The organism is Streptomyces sp. NPDC047002, assembly GCF_040704505.1.
Taxonomy (GTDB): domain Bacteria; phylum Actinomycetota; class Actinomycetes; order Streptomycetales; family Streptomycetaceae; genus Streptomyces.
Genome location: NZ_JBEYWC010000023.1, coordinates 1 through 19,142, shown reverse-complemented (window position 1 = coordinate 19,142; position 19,142 = coordinate 1). Strand labels below are relative to the sequence as shown.

The following is a 19,142-nucleotide window of genomic DNA, read 5'->3' as shown; positions in this document are numbered from 1 at the left end:
ATGGCGCAGAAGCACCAGCGGGACGTCAGCACCTCGCCCTGCCCCAACCCCGCCTGCCGTGAACCGGTGGAGCCGGGCGACCTGTTCTGCGGCGCCTGCGGGTACGACCTGACGTCGGCGCCGCTGCCCGACGAGGCGCAGGGCCGCGCGCCGGCGGAGCCGGGCGGCGGCGCGGGCCCGGCCCCGGTCTCCTGGCCCCAGGCCCAGGCGGGCGGCGGGCCGGACGCCTCCGTCAGCACCCAGCACCCGGGCGACCTGCCGGGCGTCGACTCGCACGGCGCCAGGCTCTCCGCCGAGAGCGGCGACTTCGTGCTCCCCTCGCCCGGCGGGGGCGCCCCGGCCGGCGGGCGGCCCGAGGCCCCGGCGGGGCCCGTGCGGGAAGCGCACGCCGCCGACCCGGCTGCCGTGCGCGCCGACCTGCCGCAGGACCCGCGCGCCGCAGGACCTGGCGGGTCGCCGCAGCCGGGCGAGGCGCTCTGCGTGGCGTGCAGGGCGGGCCGGGTCGACAGCGACGGCTACTGCGAGAACTGCGGGCACGCCCAGCCCCGCGAGCGCGACCACGTCGAGCGCGACCTCGGGGCCGTCGCCGCGGTCAGCGACCGCGGGCTGCGCCACCACCGCAACGAGGACGCGTTCGCCGTGTCCACGGCGGCGGCGGGCGACGGCACCCCCGCGGTGATCGCCGTGGTCTGCGACGGCGTCTCCTCGGCCGCGCGGCCCGACGAGGCCTCGGCCGCGGCGTCGTCGGCCGCCGAGGCCGCGCTGCTCGCGGCCCTGCCGCGCGGCACCCACCCGCAGCAGGCCATGCACGAGGCGATCGTCACCGCTGCGCAGGCCGTCGACGACCTGGTCGGCAGCGTCTCAGCCGCGGGGGAGCCGGGGCCCGTCAGGAACGCGCCTGCCTGCACCATCGTCGGCGCGGTCGCGCTCGGCGGCCTGCTGGCGGTCGGCTGGGTCGGCGACAGCCGCGCGTACTGGGTGCCCGACGACCGTACGGGTCCGGCGGCGCGGCTCACCGAGGACGACTCCTGGGCCGCGCAGATGGTGGCCGCCGGGCTGATGAGCGAGGCGGAGGCGTACGCCGACGAGCGGGCGCACGCCATCACCGGCTGGCTCGGCGCGGACGCGTACGAACTGGAGCCGCACACCGTCTCGTTCAAGCCGGACCGGCCGGGCACCGTCGTCGTCTGCACGGACGGGCTGTGGAACTACGCGGAAGGCGTGGAGGAGATGGCCCGCGCCGTGCCCGCGGACGCCTCGGCCAGGCCCCTGCACGCGGCGCGTGTCCTGGTCGGACACGCCCTCGACGGCGGGGGCCACGACAACGTAACAGTGGCGGTCCTGCCGTTCGCCCCGCCGGTGGCGGGGGCAGAATCCGCCTGCGCCGCGACCTGACCGCTCCGCCCCGATCTCCGCCCTTTGGTCCGGCGCCGCCGCGCGGCCCGTACGGCATCGCCGCCGGCGCCCGGCACGGCCGCGCCCACCCCCCCGGCGGGCGGGACCGCGCAGCCGTCCGCCGCCGCGCCCCGGCACGACCGACGCAACCGACAGGAACAGCGCGACCAGCGTGAACAGCGCAGGCGACGCGACCGACACGACCGGCACCACACGAGAGACCGACGCCAGCACCGACACGGCAAGTACCCGGCCGACCCGTACGACCGACACCGTCTCCCCCCGGACGCGCCCCCGCCCCACTCCACCAGACCCACGCCCGATCCCACCGATTGCGCCCCAGCGGGCCCAGTGCCGAGGAGCCGACCCATGGCGAACTTCTCCAAGCCGAACGCGCCGCAGTTCAGAGTCGACGTGTACCAGAACGAGTACCTCCCCGAGGGTGCCCGCGAGGTCAACGCGATCGCCACGGTGACCGCCACCGGCGGCGGCACAAGCGGCGGCCCGTCGGGCCGCGGCTCCGAAGCGGCCGTGGTGATCATGGTGGACTGCTCGGGCTCCATGGACTACCCGTCGGCGAAGATGCGCAACGCCCGCGAGGCGACCGCCGCCGCGGTCGCGACCCTGCGCGACGGCGTCTCCTTCGCCGTCGTCGCCGGCACCCACGTCGCCAAGGAGGTCTACCCCGGGGGCGGCCGGCTCGCCGTCGCCGACGCGGAGACCCGCTCGCGCGCCACCTACGCGCTGCGCTCGCTCAGCGCGGCGGGCGGCACCGCCATCGGCAGCTGGCTCCGGCTCGCCGACCGGCTGCTCGCCACCGCCGACGTGCCGATCCGCCACGGCATCCTGCTCACCGACGGCCGCAACGAGCACGAGTCCCCGAAGGACCTGCGTGCTGCGCTCGACGCCTGTACGGGCCGCTTCACCTGCGACGCGCGGGGCGTCGGCACCGACTGGGAGGTCAAGGAGGTCACCGCGGTCGCCTCCGCGCTGCTCGGCACCGCCGACATCGTCGCCGACCCGGGCCGGCTCGCCGCGGACTTCACGCAGATGATGGAGACCGCGATGGGCAAGGAGGTCGCGGACGTCGCGCTGCGGCTGTGGACGCCGATGGGCGCGCGGGTCCGCTTCGTCAAGCAGGTCGCGCCGGCCGTGGAGGACCTGACCGGCAGGCGCACCGAGTCGGGGCCGCGCTCCGGCGACTACCCGACCGGGTCCTGGGGTGACGAATCTCGTGATTACCACGTCTGTGTAGAGGTGCCGGAGGCCGCGGTCGGCCGGGAGATGCTGGCGGCCCGGGTCTCCCTCGTGCTGCCTGCGGCGCCCGGCGCGGCCCCCGAGGTCCTCTCCCAGGGCCTGGTGCGCGCGGTGTGGACGGACGACATGGCGGCGTCCACGGCGATCAATCCGCAGGTCGCGCACTACACGGGCCAGGCCGAGCTGGCCCAGGCGATCCAACAGGGCCTGGACGCGCGCAAAGCGGGAGATTTCGACCGCGCCACGGCGAAACTCGGCCGCGCCGTGCAGCTCGCGGAGTCGTCGGGAAACGCCGATACGGCGAAATTGCTTTCGAAGGTGGTGGACGTGGTCGATGCCGCGACGGGTACTGTGCGACTGAAGGCGAAGGTTACGGAAGCGGACGAGATGACCCTGGAGACGCGCTCCACCAAGACCGTACGGGTCAAGAAGTAGCCCGGCGGGGGAGCCGCAGGGGGAGGCCGCACGCCGCGGCCGAGCACACCGCACGCACGACAGAGCGACGGCCACGAGGCCGGTGGAGAGAGGGGGAAGCGCAGCCATGCCGACCTGCCCCAACGGACATCAGTCGGGCTCCGACGACTGGTGCGAGGTCTGCGGCCATCGCATGGGCGGCGCCGCGGTACCACCCCCCTCGGCGCCACCCGCCTACGGCTACCCGCCGCCCGCGGCGGCGCCCGAGCTCTGCCCGCAGTGCCGCACGCCGCGCGAGGCCAACGCGCCGTACTGCGAGGAGTGCCGCTGGAACTTCCTCACCAACACCGCGACCTCGTACACGCCGCTCGCGCCGCGCACCACCCCCGGCCAGGGCCCGGGCGTCACGCTGCCGCCCGGCTTCCAGACCCCGCCGCCCGGCCAGGCGCCGCAGCAGGGCCCGCCCCCGCAGGGCGGCCCGCACGAGCCGCCGTACGGCACGAGACCGCCGGGACCGCCCTACGAGCCGTCCGGCACGCGGCCCTCGCAGATCAACCGGCCCGCCGAGCCCCTGCTCTCCGAGCCCGCGCCGGGACCCGGCCCCTCGGGCGAGCGGCCCGGCGGCCCCGACGACGGCTGGGGCGCTCCGCCGCCCCGCCCGCCGCGCTTCGAGCGGGTGTCGCCCCCGCAGGCCCCCGGCCGCACGGGCGACGACTGGCCGCCCGCGCAGACCCCCGGCCGCCCCGCCGACGACGACTGGCCGCTCCCGCAGGCCCCCGGCCGTACGGGCGACGACTGGCCGCCCACGCCGCCGCCGCCCGCACCGCCGTCCTTCGACGGCGGCGCGCCCCGGCCGTCCGCGCCGCCGGCGGCGGACGACGACTGGATGCTGCCGCCGCCCTCGCTGGACCGGCCGTTCCCGCCGCCGCCCGGTATGGAGCACCAGGCTCCTGGGCAGGACGCGCGCGAGGGCTCCGTGCCGCAGCAGCCCGGATACGCGGCACCGGTCAGGTGGGCCGTGGTGATCGGGCCCGACCGCGAGTACTTCATGGCGATGATGCACCGCAGCGGCCCCGAGGCGGCGGGCCTCAACCTGCCCGCGTACTCGCCGGAGCAGCACATGCCGCTCACCGGCAACCAGGTCACCATCGGCCGCCGCAGGCACTCCACGGGCGAGTCGCCCGACATCGACCTCGCGGTGCCGCCCGAGGACCCGGGCGTCTCGCACCAGCACGCGATCCTCGTCCAGCAGCCGGACGGCGGCTGGGCCGTGGTCGACCAGAACTCGACCAACGGCACCACCCTCAACGGCGGCGAGGAGCCCATACAGCCCTATGTGCCGGTCCCCCTGAACGAGGGCGACCGGGTGCACGTCGGCGCCTGGACGACCCTCAGGATCGTCCGGGACTGACGTGCCGCGCGCTCAGACCTCGGGCAGCGGCCAGACGTGCGGTCCGCGGGGGTCGTCGAGCCAGGCCCACTGGCCCCTTTCGGTGACGGTGACGCCGTAGCGGTCCCTGCGCGGCCGGTGCTCGTGGCGCCACAGCCGGTACGCCTCCTCGGGCGTGAGCGCCCCGGCGCTCAGCGCGAGCAGGAAGCGGAACAGGTCGTTCGAGAGGGCGTGCCGCGGCAGGCCCTCGGCACGCTCCGCCAGGTCCCCCGCCGCAGGCGCGCCCCGCAGCGCCACGAAGAACGCCGAGGTCGCGAGGAACGGCCCCCGGGCCACCCGCCCTTCGGGCGTGTCCGCGACCCGCAGGCGCACGAGTCCTGTGGCGAGCGGCGCGACGATCCGGGCGCCGGGCGCGGCCTGGCCGACCCAGGCGCGCGGCACGGACGGCAGCGCGCAGGTCGCCAGGATCCCGTCGAACGGCGCGCGCTCCCGGCAGCCGCGTGCGCCGTCGCCTGTGACGACGGCGGGCCGGTACCCGGCCGCCGCCAGGTGGTTGCGCGCGGACTCGGTGATCTCCGGATCCAGGTCGACGGTGGTGACCAGGTCGCCGCCGAGCCGGTGGGCGAGCAGCGCCGCGTTGTAGCCGGTGCCCGCGCCGATCTCCAGCACCCGGTCGCCTTCGCGCACGTCGAGCGCGGTGAGCATCAGCGCCATCAGCGACGGCTGGCTGCTCGACGAGATCAGCCGCCCGTCGCGCATCCGCGTGCCGAGCGCGGTGTCGGCGTACGCGCCGTTCAGCCAGCGCCACCTGGCCTCCGGGTCCCGGTCTCCCGACCACAGCCGCCTGCTCCCGCCGCTGCCCTCGACGTAGTAGTACGGCACGAACAGGTGGCGCGGCACCGCCGCGAAGGCGGCGCGCCACGCGGGGTCGGGCAGCGCCCCGGCCGCGGCCATGCCGCGCACCATCGCCGCCCGCGCCTGCGCGGCGTGCGCCTCCTCGTCGTATCCCGTTCCCGCCACCCCTCCACTGTCGGCCCTGGAGCGCGCGGCGGCGAGCGAGCGCGCGCCCCCGGGGGCGGTCCTAGGACCAGGGCCCTGGGACCTGCCGTCTGCGACCATGGAGAGGTGACAGAGATCAGGCGCGGCACGGTGAGCGAGCAGACGTTCTACGAGCAGGTGGGCGGCGAGGAGACCTTCCGCCGCCTCGTGCACCGCTTCTACGAGGGGGTGGCGGAGGACCCGCTGCTGCGGCCCATGTACCCGGAGGAGGACCTCGGGCCCGCAGAGGAGCGCTTCCGGCTGTTCCTGATCCAGTACTGGGGCGGCCCGCGCACCTACAGCGAGCGCCGCGGCCACCCCCGGCTGCGGATGCGGCACGCGCCGTTCCCGGTGGACAGCGCCGCCCGCGACGCCTGGCTCGCCAGGATGCGGGTCGCGGTCGACGAGCTCGGCCTCTCGGACGAGCACGCGCAGCAGCTCTGGCAGTACTTCACGTTCGCCGCCCAGTCGATGGTCAACACCCCGGGCTGAGGCCCGCCGCAGGGAACATGGCCGGGCCCCGGCCGCGCCTCGGGGCTGCGACCGGGGCCCGGGTCTTCGGGCCGCGCGCCTCAGCGCGCGTAGTGCGCCGCGAGGCGTGCGTGCGCGGCGGCGGGCGCGCCGACGTGGTCGAGGCCGAGCAGCCCCGCACCCAGCACGGGCGGGGCCTTCACCACGTCGATGACCGCCTTCGGCGCGCGTTCGGCGAGCAGTTCGGCGATCCGGGCGTCGAGCCGCGGGTGGCGGGCGGCGAGCACCCCGCCGCCGAGCAGCACGGGCGCCGGCTCGTCCAGCAGGTCGAGCCTGCCGAGCGCCACGGCCGCCATCACCACGACCTCCTCGGCCAGCCGGTCCACCAGCGAGACGGCGACCGCGTCGCCCGCGGCGGCCGTCGCGAACAGCACGGGCGTCAGCTCGTGCCGGCGCGCGCCCTCGATGCGCCCCAGGTGCAGCGCCTCGATCAGCTCGTACATCGTGGCGAGGCCGAAGTGGGCGGGGAGCGTACGGGCCAGCTCGGTGGGGCCGCCCCTGCCGTCCTCCGCGCGCGCCGCGTGCCACAGCGCCGCGAGCGCGAGGCCGCTGCCGCCGCCCCAGTCGCCGGAGATCTGGCCGATCGCGGGGAAGCGCGCCGTGCGGCCGTCGGGCCGCATGCCCACGCAGTTGATGCCGGCGCCGCACACCACGGCGACGCCGCGCGGCGCGTCGCCGCTCGGCAGCCCCGCCCGCAGGATCGCGAAGGTGTCGTTGCGCACGTCGGTGGTGGCGCTCCAGCCGCGCTCCTGGATCGCCGCGGCCAACTGCTCCTCCTCCACGGGGAGATCGGCGTTGGCGAGGCACGCCGACATGTGCCCCGCCACGCCGGAGGCGGGCAGCCCCGCGTCCGCCGCGGCGGCGGCCACCGCCACCGCGAGGGTGTCGATGGCCGCCCGTACGCCGACGACCGGCGGCTGGAAGCCGCCGCCGCGCGCCGCGCCGAGCACCGACCCGTCGGCGCCGACGACGGCCACGTCGGTCTTGCTGTTCCCCGCGTCGACCGCGAGGACGGCCGGCGGGGACGTGTCGCTCATGCCCACGCCAGGTGCTCCCGGTTGTGGGCGATCAGCTCGTCGGTGAGCTTCTCCGCGTACGCGAACTGCCCGACGAGCGGGTTGGCGAGCAGCGCGTCGTAGACCCGGTCGCGGCCGCCGCGCAGCGCGGCGTCGAGCGCCAGGTCCTCGTACGCCGTGGCGTGCGCGATCAGGCCCGCGTACAGCGGCTCGACGGGCGGGACCGGCAGCGGCCGCGCGCCCTCTGCGGTGATCTCGGCCTGCACCTCGATCACCGCGTCGTCCGGCAGGAACGGCAGCGTGCCGCGGTTGTGGGTGTTGACGACCTGCACCGCGCTCCCCCGGCCGCGCAACAGCGACGCCGCGAGGTCCACGGCCGCCTCCGAGTAGTACGCGCCGCCGCGCTTGGCGAGCAGTGCGGGCTTCTCGTCCAGCGCGGGGTCCCCGTACATCCCGAGGAGCTGCTTCTCCATCGCCGCCACCTCGGAGGCGCGCGACGGCTTGGTGCGCAGTTCGCGCACCACCTCGTCGTGCGCGTAGTAGTAGCGCAGGTAGTACGAGGGGACGACGCCGAGCCGCTCGATCACGGCGCGCGGCATGTGCAGGTCGTCCGCGATCGCGGCGCCGTGCTCGGCGAGCAGCTTCGGCAGCACGTCCTCGCCCCCGGGGCCGCCGAGGCGCACCGCGCGCTCCCAGGTGAGGTGGTTGAGGCCGATGTGCTCCAGGTGCACCTCGGACGGCGAGACGCCCAGGTGCCCGGCGAACTTGCGCTGGAAGCCGATGGCGACGTTGCACAGACCGACGGCCTTGTGGCCCGCCTGGAGCAGCGCGCGGGTCACGATGCCGACCGGGTTGGTGAAGTCGATGATCCACGCGTCCGGGTTGCTGCGGCGCACCCGCTCCGCGATGTCGAGCACCACGGGCACCGTGCGCAGCGCCTTCGCGAGCCCGCCGGCGCCGGTGGTCTCCTGGCCGACGCAGCCGCAGGTCAGCGGCCAGGTCTCGTCCTGGTTGCGGGCGGCCTGGCCGCCGACGCGCAGCTGGAGCAGGACGGCGTCGGCGCCGTCCACGCCCGCGTCCAGGTCGTCCGTCGTGGTGATGCGGCCCGGGTGGCCCTGCTTGGCGAAGATGCGGCGGGCGAGCCCGCCCACCAGGTCGAGGCGGTCGGCCGCCGGGTCGACGAGCACCAGCTCCCCGATCGGCAGGGTGTCCCTCAACCGCGCGAATCCGTCGATGAGTTCAGGTGTGTAGGTGGAGCCTCCGCCTACCACTGCGAGCTTCATGGTTCCCTAGCCCTTTACTCCGGTGAGGGTGACGCCTTCGACGAAGGCCTTCTGTGCGAAGAAGAACACGACGATGACGGGGGCCATGACGAGCAGGGTCGCGGCCATCGTGATGTTCCAGTTGACGCTGTGGGCGCTCTTGAAGGATTCCAGGCCGTAGCTGAGGGTCCAGGCGCCGGGGTTCTGGGAGGCGTAGATCTGCGGGCCGAAGTAGTCGTTCCAGCAGTAGAAGAACTGGAACAGCGCGACGGCCGCGATGCCGGGCTTCGCCATCGGCACCACCACCCGCAGCAGCGTGCGCAGTTCGCCGCAGCCGTCGACCTTCGCCGACTCGATGTACTCGTTGGGGATGGTCAGCAGGAACTGCCGCAGCAGGAAGATCGAGTACGCGTCGCCGAACGCCATCGGGATGATCAGCGGCCACAGCGAGCCCGACAGGTGGAACTGCTGCGCCCACACCAGGTACATGGGGATCACGATGACCTGCGGCGGCAGCATCATCGTCGAGATGACGAGGACCATCGCCATCCTGCGGCCCTTGAAGCGGAACTTGGCGAGCGCGTAGGCGACGGGCGTGGACGACAGCACCGTGAAGGCCGTGCCGAGGACCGCGTACAGCAGGGAGTTCTTCCACCAGCCGAGGAAGCCGGGGGTGTTCCACACCGTCGCGTAGTTCGACCAGTGCCAGGAGCGCGGCCACAGGTCGCTGGTGAGGGCCTGCTGGTCGCTCATGACCGAGGTGAGGAAGACGAACACGAACGGCAGGACGAAGAACAGCGCGGCGGCGATCGCCAGCGCGTGCACGCCGATCCAGTGCAGGACCTTCTTGCGGCGGTGCGCGGTGGCGCCGCCCGGGTCGGCGCCGCGTGCGGGCGCGGTGCGCGGCGGGTTCAGTGTGGTGGTGGTCATCTCTCAGTCCTCCGCCGGGATCAGGCCCGCGTTCTTGCGCATCAGGAGCAGGGTCACGGCCATCGCGATGACGAACAGCACCAGCGAGAGCACACACGCGGCGCCGGTGTTGAAGTTCTGGAAGCCCAGCTGGTAGACGAGCTGGGGCACGGTCAGCGTGGAGTGGTCGGGGTAGCCGGGCTGGACGACCGAGCCAGGGCCGATCGAGACGCCGGAGGCGATCTTCCCGGCGACGAGGGCCTGCGTGTAGTACTGCATCGTCTGCACGACGCCCGTGACCACGGCGAACAGCACGATCGGGGTGATCGAAGGCCAGGTCACGTAGCGGAACTTGGACCAGGCGCCCGCGCCGTCGAGGTCGGCCGCCTCGTACTGCTCGCGCGGCACGTCGAGCAGTGAGGCCATGAAGATCACCATCAGGTCGCCGACGCCCCACAGGCCGAGCAGCACCAGCGAGGGCTTCGCCCAGGCCGGGTCGTTGAACCAGGTGGGGCCGTGGATGCCGACCAGGCCGAGCACCCGGTCGACCGGTCCTGTCGACGGGTTGAGCAGGAAGACGAAGGCGACGGTCGCGGCGACGGGCGGCGCGAGGTACGGCAGGTAGAAGGCGGTGCGGAAGAACCCGACCCCCGTCTTGATCTTGGTGATGAGCAGGCCGATGCCGAGGCCGAACACGACCCGCAGCGCCACCATCACGACGACCAGCCAGAGGGTGTTCCACAGGGCGGGGCCGAACAGCGGCATCTGCGTGAGCACGTACTTCCAGTTGCGCAGGCCCACGAAGGACGGCTGCTCGATCTGGTTGTAGTGCATGAACGAGAAGTAGACGGTCGCGATCAGCGGATATCCGAAGAAGACGGAGAAGCCGATCAGCCAGGGCGAGAGGAAGCCGAGCACCTTGAGCCGGTGCTTCGTGCGCTTGCGCCGCAGTGCCGTGTCCGGCCGGCCGCCGGTGCCGGTCCGCGCGGACGCGCCGGACGCGGACGGGAGGGAGACTGCCATGTCCTGCTCCTCAGCTCTCCGACTGGAGGTTGTCGGCGTCGATCTGCCGGTCGAGCTTCTTCAGACCCGCGTGGAGGTTCTTCACGCCGCCCTCCTCCTCGGAGTACGAGAAGTCCTGGAAGGAGGTGATGTACATGCCGCCGTTCTCGGACGGCGGGATCGCGGAGCTGTACTTGTTCTGCGCGATCTTGATGAACGCCCGGAAGTTCGGGTCGGGCGTCAGCTTCGGGGAGGCCAGCGCGGCGTTGGTCGACGGCACGTTGTGGATGTCGTTGGCGAAGTCCACCACCTGGTCGGTGTCGGTCGTCAGGAACTTCACCAGCTCCCACGCCGCGTTCTGGTGCGTGCTGCTGTGCGCGATGCCGGTGACGGTGCCGGTCAGGTAGCCGCGCCCGTAGGTGTCGGCCTGGTCGTCGGGGACCGGCAGCGGCGCCACGCCCCAGTGGAACTTCGCGCCCGCGTCCTTGAGCATCAGGCCGCGCCACTCGCCGTCCATGTGCATCGCGAGCCTGCCCTGGAGGAAGGCGTTGCCGTCGGAGTACTCGTCGCCGAAGCCGGCCCGCAGGTTCTCCAGCTTCTGATGGCCGCCCTCCGCCGAGGAGATGTCGTTCATCGTCGTGAAGAACTGCGTGACCTTGGGGTCGTCGGCGAGCTGCGCCTTGCCCTGCTTGTCGAAGTACGTGGGGCCCCACTGCGCCAGCATCCGGTCGGGGCTGTTCTGGTACAGGCGGAAGTTCGGCATGAACCCGGCGCGGGTGATCGCGCCGTTCTTGGCGTGCACCGTCAGCTTCACCGCGTCGGCCCGGAACTCGGACATCGTCTTCGGCGGGGAGGCGATGCCGGCCGCCTTGAAGTCGTCCTTGTTGTAGTAGAGCCCGTACGCGTCCGCCAGCAGCGGCAGCGCGCACTGGTCGCCCTCGTACTGGGTGTAGTCCAGCAGGGTCCTCGGGAAGACCTTGGCCTTGTCGATCCCGTCCTTCTTCATGAACGGGTCGAGGTCGGCCCACATCCCGGACGAGCAGTACTGGCCGACGTTGTTCGTGGTGAAGGACGTCACCACGTCGGGGGTGTCGGAGCCACCCGCGCGCAGCGCCTGGTTGATGGTGTCGTCCGAGACGTTCCCGGTGGACTGCACCTTGATGTTGGGGTGGAGCTTCTCGAAGCGGGCGATGCTCGCGTCGATCGCCTTGACCTCGTTGGCGTCCGACCAGCCGTGCCAGAACTTCAGCGTGACCGGCTTGCTCGGATCGTCGGTGGCGCTGCCCGTGCTCGGATTGGCGCATCCGGCGAGCAGCAGTGCCGCGGCGGCGCCGAGTGCCACGGGCACGCAGGAGCGTATACGCCAACCTGCCATGTCGGACTTCCTTTGCGAGGAGGGGTGAACGGGAGGTATGCGCCGGTGACGGGGCCTGTCGGCACAGTGCGCGGCCGTGGGGGCGGCGGGGACCGCCGGCGGCCCCGTGGAGGGCGCGTCGGGCGGCTGTCGTTGGGGGCGCGGGCCTGCCGCGCCGGGTCGGGCGGGGCGCGGGGCCTACCGCGCGGTGTCGAAGCGGCTCGTGTCGAAGACGGCGTCCCGTGCCTGGTGGAGCGCCGTGCGCAGCGCCCCCGTCAGGATCGGGTCGCCGTCGATGTCACTGATCCGCAGCAGGGGTCTCGGCAGTGCGAGCCCGGACAGTTCTTCGTGCACCGCCGCGCGCAGGGCCTCGCCGCCCGCCTGGGCGACGGAGCCGGAGAGCACGACGAGTTCGGGGTCGACCACGGCGACGACGGCGGCGATGCCGGTGGCGAGGCGCTCGGCGACGGTCTTCAGCACCGCGGGGTCGGCGAGCGCTTCGGCCAGCGGCGCGCCGCCCGCGAGCGCCCGCACGGCGACGGCGGAAACCTGGCTCTGGAAGCCGCCGCCCGCGTCGTCCTCGGCCCAGGCCGCCGAGCCGCCACGGGCCAGCGGGGCGCCGGGCAGGGGCATGTAGCCGATCTCGCCTGCGCCGCCCGTGGCGCCGCGCAGCAGGGTGCCGCCGAGCACGATCGCCGCGCCGACGCCCCGGTCGAGCCAGGTCAGCACGTAGTCGTCGAAGTCCTGGGCGGCGCCCTCGTCCTGTTCGGCGAGCGCGGCGAGGTTCACGTCGTTCTCGATGACGACGGGCGTGCCGAGCACCTCGGCGAGGTCGCCGAGGAGGGTGCGGGAGTGCCAGCCCGGCAGGTGCGGCGCGTACCGCAGCTCGCCGGTGGCGCGGTCCAGCGAGCCGGGGGTGCCGATCACCGCGCAGTGCAGGTCGCCGTGGCCGAGCCCGGCCTCGGCGAGCGCGCCGTCCACGGCCTCGGCGACCAGCTGGGCCGTCCTGCCGCGCACGTCCTCCGCGACGGCCTCGGCCTCGACCCTGCTGGCGCCGACCACGGTGCCGGTGATGTCGGCCACCTGGGCGCTGATGCCGGTGTGCCCCACGGCGAGCGCGGCGACGTGCGCCGCGGTCGGCTCGATCTCGTACAGGGCCGCGTTGGGCCCGGGGCGGCCGCTGACCCGGCCGGTGGTGCGCACCAGGCCCGCGGCCTCCAGGCGGTTCAGCAGCTGGGAGGCGGTGGGCTTGGACAGGCCCGTCAGCTCGCCGATCCTGGTCCTGGTCAGCGGGCCGTGCGCGACGAGCAGGTCGAGCGCGGCGCGGTCGTTCATCGCCCGCAGCACCCGGGGAGTGCCCGGAGAAGGTGTCGTCGTGCTCACGCCCGGACCCTGTTTCCTCGACTGATGGTTGAACCGATCACTGTTAGGAAGGTTTCCTAATCGGTTGCGAGGAACGTATGACCCACGTAAGGGTGACGTCAATACCCCAAACCATCAGCTTTTCCCGCGGCAACCAAAGCGTTACGCAGCGGCCGCGCGCTCCGGACCAGCGGTTACTGCGGGCCGGCCGGCGGCGGCGCGGCCGCGGACTCCGCGGGCCCCGCGGCGCTCTCGGCCGCCGCGGGCGCGGCCTCCTGGGCCGCAGCCGGCGCGGTGCCGCCCACGAGGCGGATACCGGCCGCGTCGAACGCCCGCTTGATGCGCCAGCGCAGCTCGCGCTCCACCCCGAACGACTTCCCCGGCATCGTCTTCGCCGAGACGCTTATCACCATCGAGTCGAGCTGCACGGAGTCGAGGCCGAGCACCTCGATCGGACCCCACAGGCGCTCGGCCCAGGGCTCCTCCTTGGCCAGCTGCTCGGCGGTCGCCAGGATCACCGACTTCACCCGGTCCAGGTCCTCGCTCGGCCGCACGGCCACGTCGACGCCTGCGGTCGCCCACCCCTGGCTGAGGTTGCCTATCCGCTTGACCTCGCCGTTGCGCACGTACCAGATCTCGCCACCCTCGCCGCGCAGCTTCGTCACCCGCAGCCCGACCTCGATGACCTCGCCCGAGGCCACCCCCGCGTCGATGGTGTCGCCGACGCCGTACTGGTCCTCCAGGATCATGAAGACGCCGGAGAGGAAGTCCGTCACCAGGTTGCGCGCGCCGAAGCCGAGCGCCACGCCCGCCACCCCCGCGGAGGCGAGCAGCGGCGCCAGGTTGATGTTGAGCGCCCCCAGCACCATCAGCGCCGCCGTGCCGAGGATCAGGAACGACGTGACGGAGCGCAGCACGGAGCCGATCGCCTCCGAGCGCTGCCTGCGCCGCTCCGCGTTGACCAGCAGGCCGCCGAGCGCGGTGCCCTCGACCGCCTGCACGCTCCGGTTCATCCGGGCGATCAGCCTGGTCAGGGCCCTGCGCACCAGATGTCTCAGCACCAGCGCGATCAGGATGATCAGGATGATGCGCAGCCCGACGCTCAGCCACGTCGACCAGTTCTGCCCGACCCAGCTCGCCGCGTCGTTCGCCCGCTGCGCGGCCTCGCCGATGCCGTCGGCCGTCGGGCTCGGACCGGGGGTCGGGGCGGCGAGCGGAACGCCGGTCGGCGCGGACCAGAACACGACGAAACCTCCAGAAAACGCCGGGCGGCGGGGTCCCCCACACTAACGGCCGACCGGGGCCGCCCCCCTCCCGCACGGGAGGGGAGAGACACGGCTCACGCGGGAAGGAATGGCCTGTGGTCGAAAACACGGTGCGCCCGTTACCCGGTCGTAGTGGCGTTCCGGCCAGGCATGAGGAGAGACTGAGAGCAGATCGTCCCGGCGCGAGCCACGCGTCGCCGGCGTTATAGGAGGCATCCGTGCCGCATGTCCTGGTCCTCAACGCGTCGTACGAGCCGCTCGGCGTCGTACCGCTCCGCCGCGCGCTCGTCCTCGTCCTGGAGAACAAGGCGATCTCCATGGAGGAATCCGGCGCCTTCCTGCACAGCGCGACACGGGTCGTGTCCGCGCCCAGCGTGATCCGGCTCAAGCGCTTCGTGCGGGTCCCCTACCGGGGGCCCGTGCCGCTCACCCGACGCGCCCTGTTCGCGCGCGACGGCGGGCGCTGCATGTACTGCGGTGGCGTCGCAACCAGCGTCGACCACGTCATCCCCCGCAGCAGGGGCGGCCGGCACGCGTGGGACAACGTGGTGGCCGCGTGCCGCCGCTGCAACCACGTCAAGGCCGACCGGCATCTGCGCGAACTCGGCTGGCGGCTGCACCAGCAACCCGCCCCGCCCTCCGGCCTCGCCTGGCGCATCATCGGCACAGGCCACAGGGATCCGCGCTGGCTGCCGTACTTGCAGCCGTACGGCGCGGAGGCAGCGATGGCCCGGATCGACGGCGTTTCCGCCTGAGACCGGGCCACTGTCGTACCCGGCCCCGCCCAGGGCCGGGTACGCCTCAGGCATGGGGCCGCACGGCCCCCGGGCGCCCCGCCACCACCGCCCGCGCCCCTGCCGCGCCGGCGCACTCCGCGTGCCGCCGCGCGCCCCGCGAGCGTGAGACGCTGCACCTTCACCATCAGGACACGTCTGCGGACGCGCCCGCTGGGTAGGGCTCACGAGGTCCGGATACCGCACCCTCTGGAGGCACCCCGTGGCCGTCGTCGTCCGCAAGCCCGCCCGCTCGTCCGCCAAGTCGTCCAAAGCGGCAGGCCAGCCCTCCAAACGGCGGGCGCTGTGCGCACCCGCCGTACCGGCGCAGAGCCGCACAGTGCCCGCCTCCGCCCACCTGTCCGCCGCCCCCCTCACCAGCGAACCGCCGCTCGCCGACGCCGCCCCGCTGACCAGCGAGCCGCCGCTCGCCGAGACCGCCCCCCTCACCAGCGAACCGACAGCGCCGGGCCCGGCCGTCGGCACGGAGCCCGCAGGAGTCTGAATGGGCCTGGCCCGCCTGGCCGAGCTGTACGGCGTCGCCACGGGGTACGCCCCGTCCCCCGACACCGAGGTGCCCGTCGCCGAGGCGACCGTGGTCGAGGTGCTCGCCGCCCTCGGGGTGGACGCGTCCACGCCCGCCGCGGTGGCCGCGGCGACCGCGGCCGCCGAGCGGGACGCCGCCGTACGCCTGCTGCCGCCCACCGTCGTGCTCTGGTCGGACGGGCCCGCCCCCGCCTGGGCCGCCGCCCTGCCGCGTGACACCGAGCTCACCGTCGACTTCGAGGACGGCGGCGCGGTACAGCTGGCGGCGGACGGCGCGGGCGGGCTGCGCGAGGCCGGGGCCGCGGCGCCTGCGGCCCCAGCCGCCCTGCCGCTCGGCGTGCACCGCCTCGCGGCCCGCGCGCCCGACGGCCGCGGCGCCGGGGCAACCCTCGTCGTCGCCCCGCCGCGCGCCCCGCAGCCCGCCGAGCGCTCCTACGGGTTCCTCGTCCAGCTCTACTCCCTGCTGTCCGCGCGCTCCTGGGGCATGGGGGACCTCGGCGACCTCGCCGAGCTGGCGTCCTGGGCCGGGCGGAGCCTCGGCGCCGGCTTCGTCCAGATCAACCCGCTGCACGCGGCCGTGCCGGGGGACCCCACCGACCCCTCCCCCTACCGCCCCTCGTCGCGCCGCTTCCCCGACCCGGTCCACCTGCGGATCGAGGACGTCCCCGAGTACGCGTACGCCGCCGGCGCCGACCGGGAGCGCCTCGACGCGCTCGCCGCGCGCGCCGCCGCCCTGCGCGACGCCGTGCTCGGCGCGGACGCCCTGATCGACCGCGACGCCGTCTGGGCGCTCAAGCGCGCGGCGCTCGACGTGCTCTGCGCCGCGGAGCTCGGGCCCGGCCGCCGCGCCGCCTACGAGGACTTCAGGGCCTGGCAGGGCGCGGCCCTCGACGACCACGCCACCTGGTGCGCCCTCGCCGAGGCCCACGGCACCGACCGCGCCGCCTGGCCCGAGGGGCTGCGCGACCCGCGCTCGCCGCAGACCGCGGCCGCCCGCGAGAAGCTCGCGGACCGCGTCGAGTTCCACCGCCGCGCCGCCTGGCTCACCGACGAGCAGTTGGCCCGCGCGAGCCGCGCCGCGCGCGAGGCGGGCATGGGCGTCGGCATCGTGCACGACCTCGCCGTCGGCGTGCATCCGGACGGCGCCGACACCTGGGCGCAGCACGACGTGTTCGCGGCGGGCATGTCCGTGGGCGCGCCGCCCGACGCCTTCAACTCCCTCGGCCAGGACTGGGGGCTGCCGCCCTGGCGGCCCGACGCGCTCGCCGCCACCGGCTACGCCGCCTACCGCGGCCTGCTGCGCGGCCTGCTGCGGCACGCGGGGGCGCTGCGCATCGACCATGTGATGGGCCTGTTCAGGCTCTGGTGGATCCCGGCGGGCGGCGACCCGACCCGCGGCACCTATGTGCGCTACGACGCCGAGGCGATGCTCGCCGTCCTCGTGCTCGAAGCGCACCGCGCGGGCGCCGCCGTCGTCGGCGAGGACCTCGGCACGGTCGAGCCCGGCGTACGGGAGCGGCTCGCGCTGCACGGCGTGCTCGGCACGTCCGTCCTGTGGTTCGAGCGCCACTGGGACCGCGCGGGGCAGCCGCCGCTCGACCCCGCGGAGTGGCGGCCCGGGTGCGTGGCCACGGCCACCACCCACGACCTGCCGTCCACCGCGGCCCGCCTCACCGGCGAGCACGTCGCCCTGCGCCACCGCCTCGGCCTGCTGACCCGGCCGCTCGAACAGGAACTCGCCGACGACCGCGCCGAGGTGGCCGCCTGGCTGCGGGACCTCGTACGGCTCGGCCTGCTGCCCGCCGGCGCGGCGGACGGCGGCGCGCGGGACGAGGAGGAGGAGATCCGCGCGGTCCACCGCTTCCTGCTGGCCACGCCCGCGCGGATGGTGGGCATCTGGCTGCCCGACGCGGTCGGCGACCGCCGCCCGCAGAACCTGCCGGGCACCTGGGACCAGTACCCCAACTGGCGGCTGCCGGTCGCGGACGCGGCCGGCCGCCCCGTGACCCTCGAACAACTCGCCGCCTCGCCGCGCCTGCGTCGCCTGATGGAGGGAGTGCGGCCGCGCTGAACGGCGCGTACGGCACCCCGGCCGCGCGCGCTCCGCGGGCGTTCGCTACGTTGGCACCGTGGACAAGAAGAACGCTCTGCGCGCCGGCGCCGTCGCGGCCGGTACGACGCTGATGATGCTGCTGATGTCGTCCCCGGCGCTGGCCCTCACCCGGGACGACGGTGACGACCCGGGCCCCGGTCTGAGCGTGATCCAGACGGTCGGCCTCTTCGTGCTGTGCCCGCTGGCGCTGTTCGCCGTCATCGCCGGGCTTGTCATGCTGCTGGACAAGTCCCGCAAGACGGACGCGCCCACCGCGGTGGTCAAGCCCAAGAAGAAGGCCAAGGCGGGCGTCTGACGCCCCCCCCGTCGGAACCGGCCGCCGCCGCGCGGCCGGTTCCGTGCGTCCCGCCCCGGCCGGACGCCGGGCCTCGGGCCGCCGTCGCGTGCCTCAGGCCGCCGCGCGCAGGACCCGCTCCACGCATTCGAGGGCCGCGTCGACGCCGTCCGCCACGTTCATCAGCTCCACGAACGCGTGCTCCACGCCCGCCGCGCGCTCCGCGGTCCGCAGCGCCCCCAGCGCCGCGTCGAGGCCCGCGCCGCCCTGCGGGTAGACCCGCAGCACCACGCCCAGCTCCTCCGGGTCCCTGCCGTACCCGGCCGCCAGCTCCCTGACCCGGCCGAAGGGCACCGTCACGGACGCGGGGTCGAACTCCGCGCGCCCCGGCGCCGCCACCGGCAGCCACCCGGCCGCCCTGCGGGCCGTGCGGTCGAGAGCCGCGGGGGAGTAGCCGCCGAGGTGCACCGGCGGATGCGGCCGCTGCGCCGGCCGCAGCTCCACATGGGTCGCGGGCACCGTCACGTACCGCCCCTCGTACGCGGCGGGGCTCGGCCCCCACCACGCCTCCAGCGCGTCGAGGCACTCGTCGAGGCGCGCCCCGCGCTCCCGCATCGGCACCCCGGCGGCCGCGTACTCCTCGGGCGACCAGCCGATCCCGAAGCCGGGCAGCAGGCGGCCGCCGCTGAGCGCGTCGACCGTGGTGAGCTGGCGCGCCAGCAGCGCGGGCTGATACCAGGGCGCGTTGAGCACATTGCTGCCGATCAGCGCCGTACGGGTCGCGGACGCCGCGACCGCCATCAGCGCGAACGGGTCGAGCACGGCCCGGAAGTTCTCCGGGATCGTGTCCGTGCCCGCGTACCCCACGGACGGCTCGACCGGCGCGAGCAGCCGGTCGCCGACCCACAGGCTCGCCGCCCCGAGCCGCTCCGCCTCCGCGGCGAACCGCGCCACCTCGCCCGACTGCCGGGCCATCGCCCCGAACTGGGGGAGCGTGAAACCGATGCGCACCGGACTCTCCTCTCGACGGGCCGCTGCCAGGGCGCCGCGGCTGCCGCGCAGCACGCTACGTCCGCGCGCCCGCCGCCTCCAGTACGCGTCCCGCGCGCCGGGCGCCCCCGGCGCAGACGGCACCGGCCCCGCCCGCTCGACCGGACACAGGCGACGGCGATACTCGACCAGTACGCGAGGACACCCGGCGTCTTCCTGCACCATGCGGGCCACACCCACCGCAACCACCG

General features: G+C 74.5%; 17 protein-coding genes. 8 read left to right on the top strand and 9 right to left on the bottom strand.

Features of this window, described 5'->3' with window-relative positions:
• The 3 genes from AB0910_RS21070 (at nt 1) to AB0910_RS21060 (ending at nt 4,477) form a co-directional block, all read left to right on the top strand.
• Entirely contained in the window at nt 1-1,395 is a 1,395-nt protein-coding gene (locus AB0910_RS21070; protein WP_366746129.1) for a protein phosphatase 2C domain-containing protein, read from the top strand.
• Between the two features lie 369 nt (nt 1,396-1,764).
• Nucleotides 1,765-3,087 carry a VWA domain-containing protein gene (locus AB0910_RS21065; RefSeq protein ID WP_366746128.1) on the top strand — a complete coding sequence of 441 codons (1,323 nt, stop codon included), beginning with the start codon at nt 1,765-1,767 and terminating at the stop codon, nt 3,085-3,087.
• 106 nt (nt 3,088-3,193) lie between these two features.
• A complete protein-coding gene (locus AB0910_RS21060) occupies nt 3,194-4,477 on the top strand; it encodes an FHA domain-containing protein (RefSeq protein WP_366746127.1) in 1,284 nt (427 codons plus the stop codon).
• A gap of 12 nt (nt 4,478-4,489) precedes the next feature.
• Here AB0910_RS21060 and AB0910_RS21055 read toward each other — a convergent pair whose 3' ends face one another.
• Complete coding sequence (locus AB0910_RS21055) at nt 4,490-5,422, bottom strand: methyltransferase domain-containing protein (RefSeq protein ID WP_366746215.1); 933 nt, start codon at nt 5,420-5,422, stop codon at nt 4,490-4,492.
• Between the two features lie 159 nt (nt 5,423-5,581).
• On the opposite strand from AB0910_RS21055, the gene AB0910_RS21050 reads away from it, so the two are divergent.
• Nucleotides 5,582-5,986 carry a globin gene (locus AB0910_RS21050; RefSeq protein ID WP_366746126.1) on the top strand — a complete coding sequence of 135 codons (405 nt, stop codon included), beginning with the start codon at nt 5,582-5,584 and terminating at the stop codon, nt 5,984-5,986.
• An 80-nt stretch (nt 5,987-6,066) separates the two neighbouring features.
• On the opposite strand, the gene AB0910_RS21045 is transcribed toward AB0910_RS21050, so the two are convergent.
• The 7 genes from AB0910_RS21045 to AB0910_RS21015 form a co-directional block, all read right to left on the bottom strand.
• Nucleotides 6,067-7,062, bottom strand: a complete 996-nt coding sequence (locus AB0910_RS21045; protein ID WP_366746125.1) for a BadF/BadG/BcrA/BcrD ATPase family protein — start codon at nt 7,060-7,062, stop codon at nt 6,067-6,069.
• Nucleotides 7,059-8,324 (bottom strand): 6-phospho-beta-glucosidase, encoded by a 1,266-nt coding sequence (locus AB0910_RS21040; RefSeq protein ID WP_366746124.1) that lies wholly within the window; start codon nt 8,322-8,324, stop codon nt 7,059-7,061. The genes AB0910_RS21045 and AB0910_RS21040 overlap by 4 nt, the downstream gene beginning before the upstream one ends.
• A 6-nt stretch (nt 8,325-8,330) precedes the next feature.
• Nucleotides 8,331-9,233 carry a carbohydrate ABC transporter permease gene (locus AB0910_RS21035; protein WP_366746123.1) on the bottom strand — a complete coding sequence of 301 codons (903 nt, stop codon included), beginning with the start codon at nt 9,231-9,233 and terminating at the stop codon, nt 8,331-8,333.
• 3 nt (nt 9,234-9,236) lie between these two features.
• A complete protein-coding gene (locus AB0910_RS21030; protein WP_366746122.1) occupies nt 9,237-10,235 on the bottom strand; it encodes a sugar ABC transporter permease in 999 nt (332 codons plus the stop codon).
• A gap of 10 nt (nt 10,236-10,245) precedes the next feature.
• Entirely contained in the window at nt 10,246-11,589 is a 1,344-nt protein-coding gene (locus AB0910_RS21025) for an ABC transporter substrate-binding protein (protein WP_366746121.1), read from the bottom strand.
• Between the two features lie 177 nt (nt 11,590-11,766).
• Nucleotides 11,767-12,903, bottom strand: coding sequence for an ROK family transcriptional regulator (locus AB0910_RS21020; RefSeq protein WP_366746214.1), 1,137 nt, complete (start codon nt 12,901-12,903; stop codon nt 11,767-11,769).
• Nucleotides 12,904-13,124: 221 nt separating this feature from the next.
• Nucleotides 13,125-14,102 carry a mechanosensitive ion channel family protein gene (locus AB0910_RS21015; RefSeq protein ID WP_366746213.1) on the bottom strand — a complete coding sequence of 326 codons (978 nt, stop codon included), beginning with the start codon at nt 14,100-14,102 and terminating at the stop codon, nt 13,125-13,127.
• 311 nt (nt 14,103-14,413) lie between these two features.
• On the opposite strand from AB0910_RS21015, the gene AB0910_RS21010 reads away from it, so the two are divergent.
• The 4 genes from AB0910_RS21010 (at nt 14,414) to AB0910_RS20995 (ending at nt 17,922) form a co-directional block, all read left to right on the top strand.
• Nucleotides 14,414-14,950 carry an HNH endonuclease gene (locus AB0910_RS21010; protein WP_366746120.1) on the top strand — a complete coding sequence of 179 codons (537 nt, stop codon included), beginning with the start codon at nt 14,414-14,416 and terminating at the stop codon, nt 14,948-14,950.
• 322 nt (nt 14,951-15,272) lie between these two features.
• Nucleotides 15,273-15,473, top strand: coding sequence for a hypothetical protein (locus tag AB0910_RS21005; protein ID WP_345652686.1), 201 nt, complete (start codon nt 15,273-15,275; stop codon nt 15,471-15,473).
• Nucleotides 15,474-17,585 carry a 4-alpha-glucanotransferase gene (malQ, locus tag AB0910_RS21000; RefSeq protein ID WP_366746119.1) on the top strand — a complete coding sequence of 704 codons (2,112 nt, stop codon included), beginning with the start codon at nt 15,474-15,476 and terminating at the stop codon, nt 17,583-17,585.
• A 58-nt stretch (nt 17,586-17,643) separates the two neighbouring features.
• Entirely contained in the window at nt 17,644-17,922 is a 279-nt protein-coding gene (locus AB0910_RS20995) for a hypothetical protein (RefSeq protein WP_366746118.1), read from the top strand.
• 93 nt (nt 17,923-18,015) lie between these two features.
• On the opposite strand, the gene AB0910_RS20990 is transcribed toward AB0910_RS20995, so the two are convergent.
• Nucleotides 18,016-18,912 carry a TIGR03619 family F420-dependent LLM class oxidoreductase gene (locus AB0910_RS20990; RefSeq protein WP_366746117.1) on the bottom strand — a complete coding sequence of 299 codons (897 nt, stop codon included), beginning with the start codon at nt 18,910-18,912 and terminating at the stop codon, nt 18,016-18,018.
• Nucleotides 18,913-19,142: the final 230 nt, after the last annotated feature.

Excerpts from the sequence above, each read along its gene's own strand:
- AB0910_RS21070 (WP_366746129.1), top strand. The coding sequence starts at position 1 with ATGGCGCAGAAGCACCAGCGGGACGTCAGCACCTCGCCCTGCCCCAAC.
- AB0910_RS21065 (WP_366746128.1), top strand. The coding sequence starts at position 1,765 with ATGGCGAACTTCTCCAAGCCGAACGCGCCGCAGTTCAGAGTCGACGTG.
- AB0910_RS21060 (WP_366746127.1), top strand. The coding sequence starts at position 3,194 with ATGCCGACCTGCCCCAACGGACATCAGTCGGGCTCCGACGACTGGTGC.
- AB0910_RS21055 (WP_366746215.1), bottom strand. The coding sequence starts at position 5,422 with ATGGTGCGCGGCATGGCCGCGGCCGGGGCGCTGCCCGACCCCGCGTGG.
- AB0910_RS21045 (WP_366746125.1), bottom strand. The coding sequence starts at position 7,062 with ATGAGCGACACGTCCCCGCCGGCCGTCCTCGCGGTCGACGCGGGGAAC.
- AB0910_RS21040 (WP_366746124.1), bottom strand. The coding sequence starts at position 8,324 with ATGAAGCTCGCAGTGGTAGGCGGAGGCTCCACCTACACACCTGAACTC.
- AB0910_RS21035 (WP_366746123.1), bottom strand. The coding sequence starts at position 9,233 with ATGACCACCACCACACTGAACCCGCCGCGCACCGCGCCCGCACGCGGC.
- AB0910_RS21030 (WP_366746122.1), bottom strand. The coding sequence starts at position 10,235 with ATGGCAGTCTCCCTCCCGTCCGCGTCCGGCGCGTCCGCGCGGACCGGC.
- AB0910_RS21025 (WP_366746121.1), bottom strand. The coding sequence starts at position 11,589 with ATGGCAGGTTGGCGTATACGCTCCTGCGTGCCCGTGGCACTCGGCGCC.
- AB0910_RS21020 (WP_366746214.1), bottom strand. The coding sequence starts at position 12,903 with ATGAACGACCGCGCCGCGCTCGACCTGCTCGTCGCGCACGGCCCGCTG.
- malQ (WP_366746119.1), top strand. The coding sequence starts at position 15,474 with ATGGGCCTGGCCCGCCTGGCCGAGCTGTACGGCGTCGCCACGGGGTAC.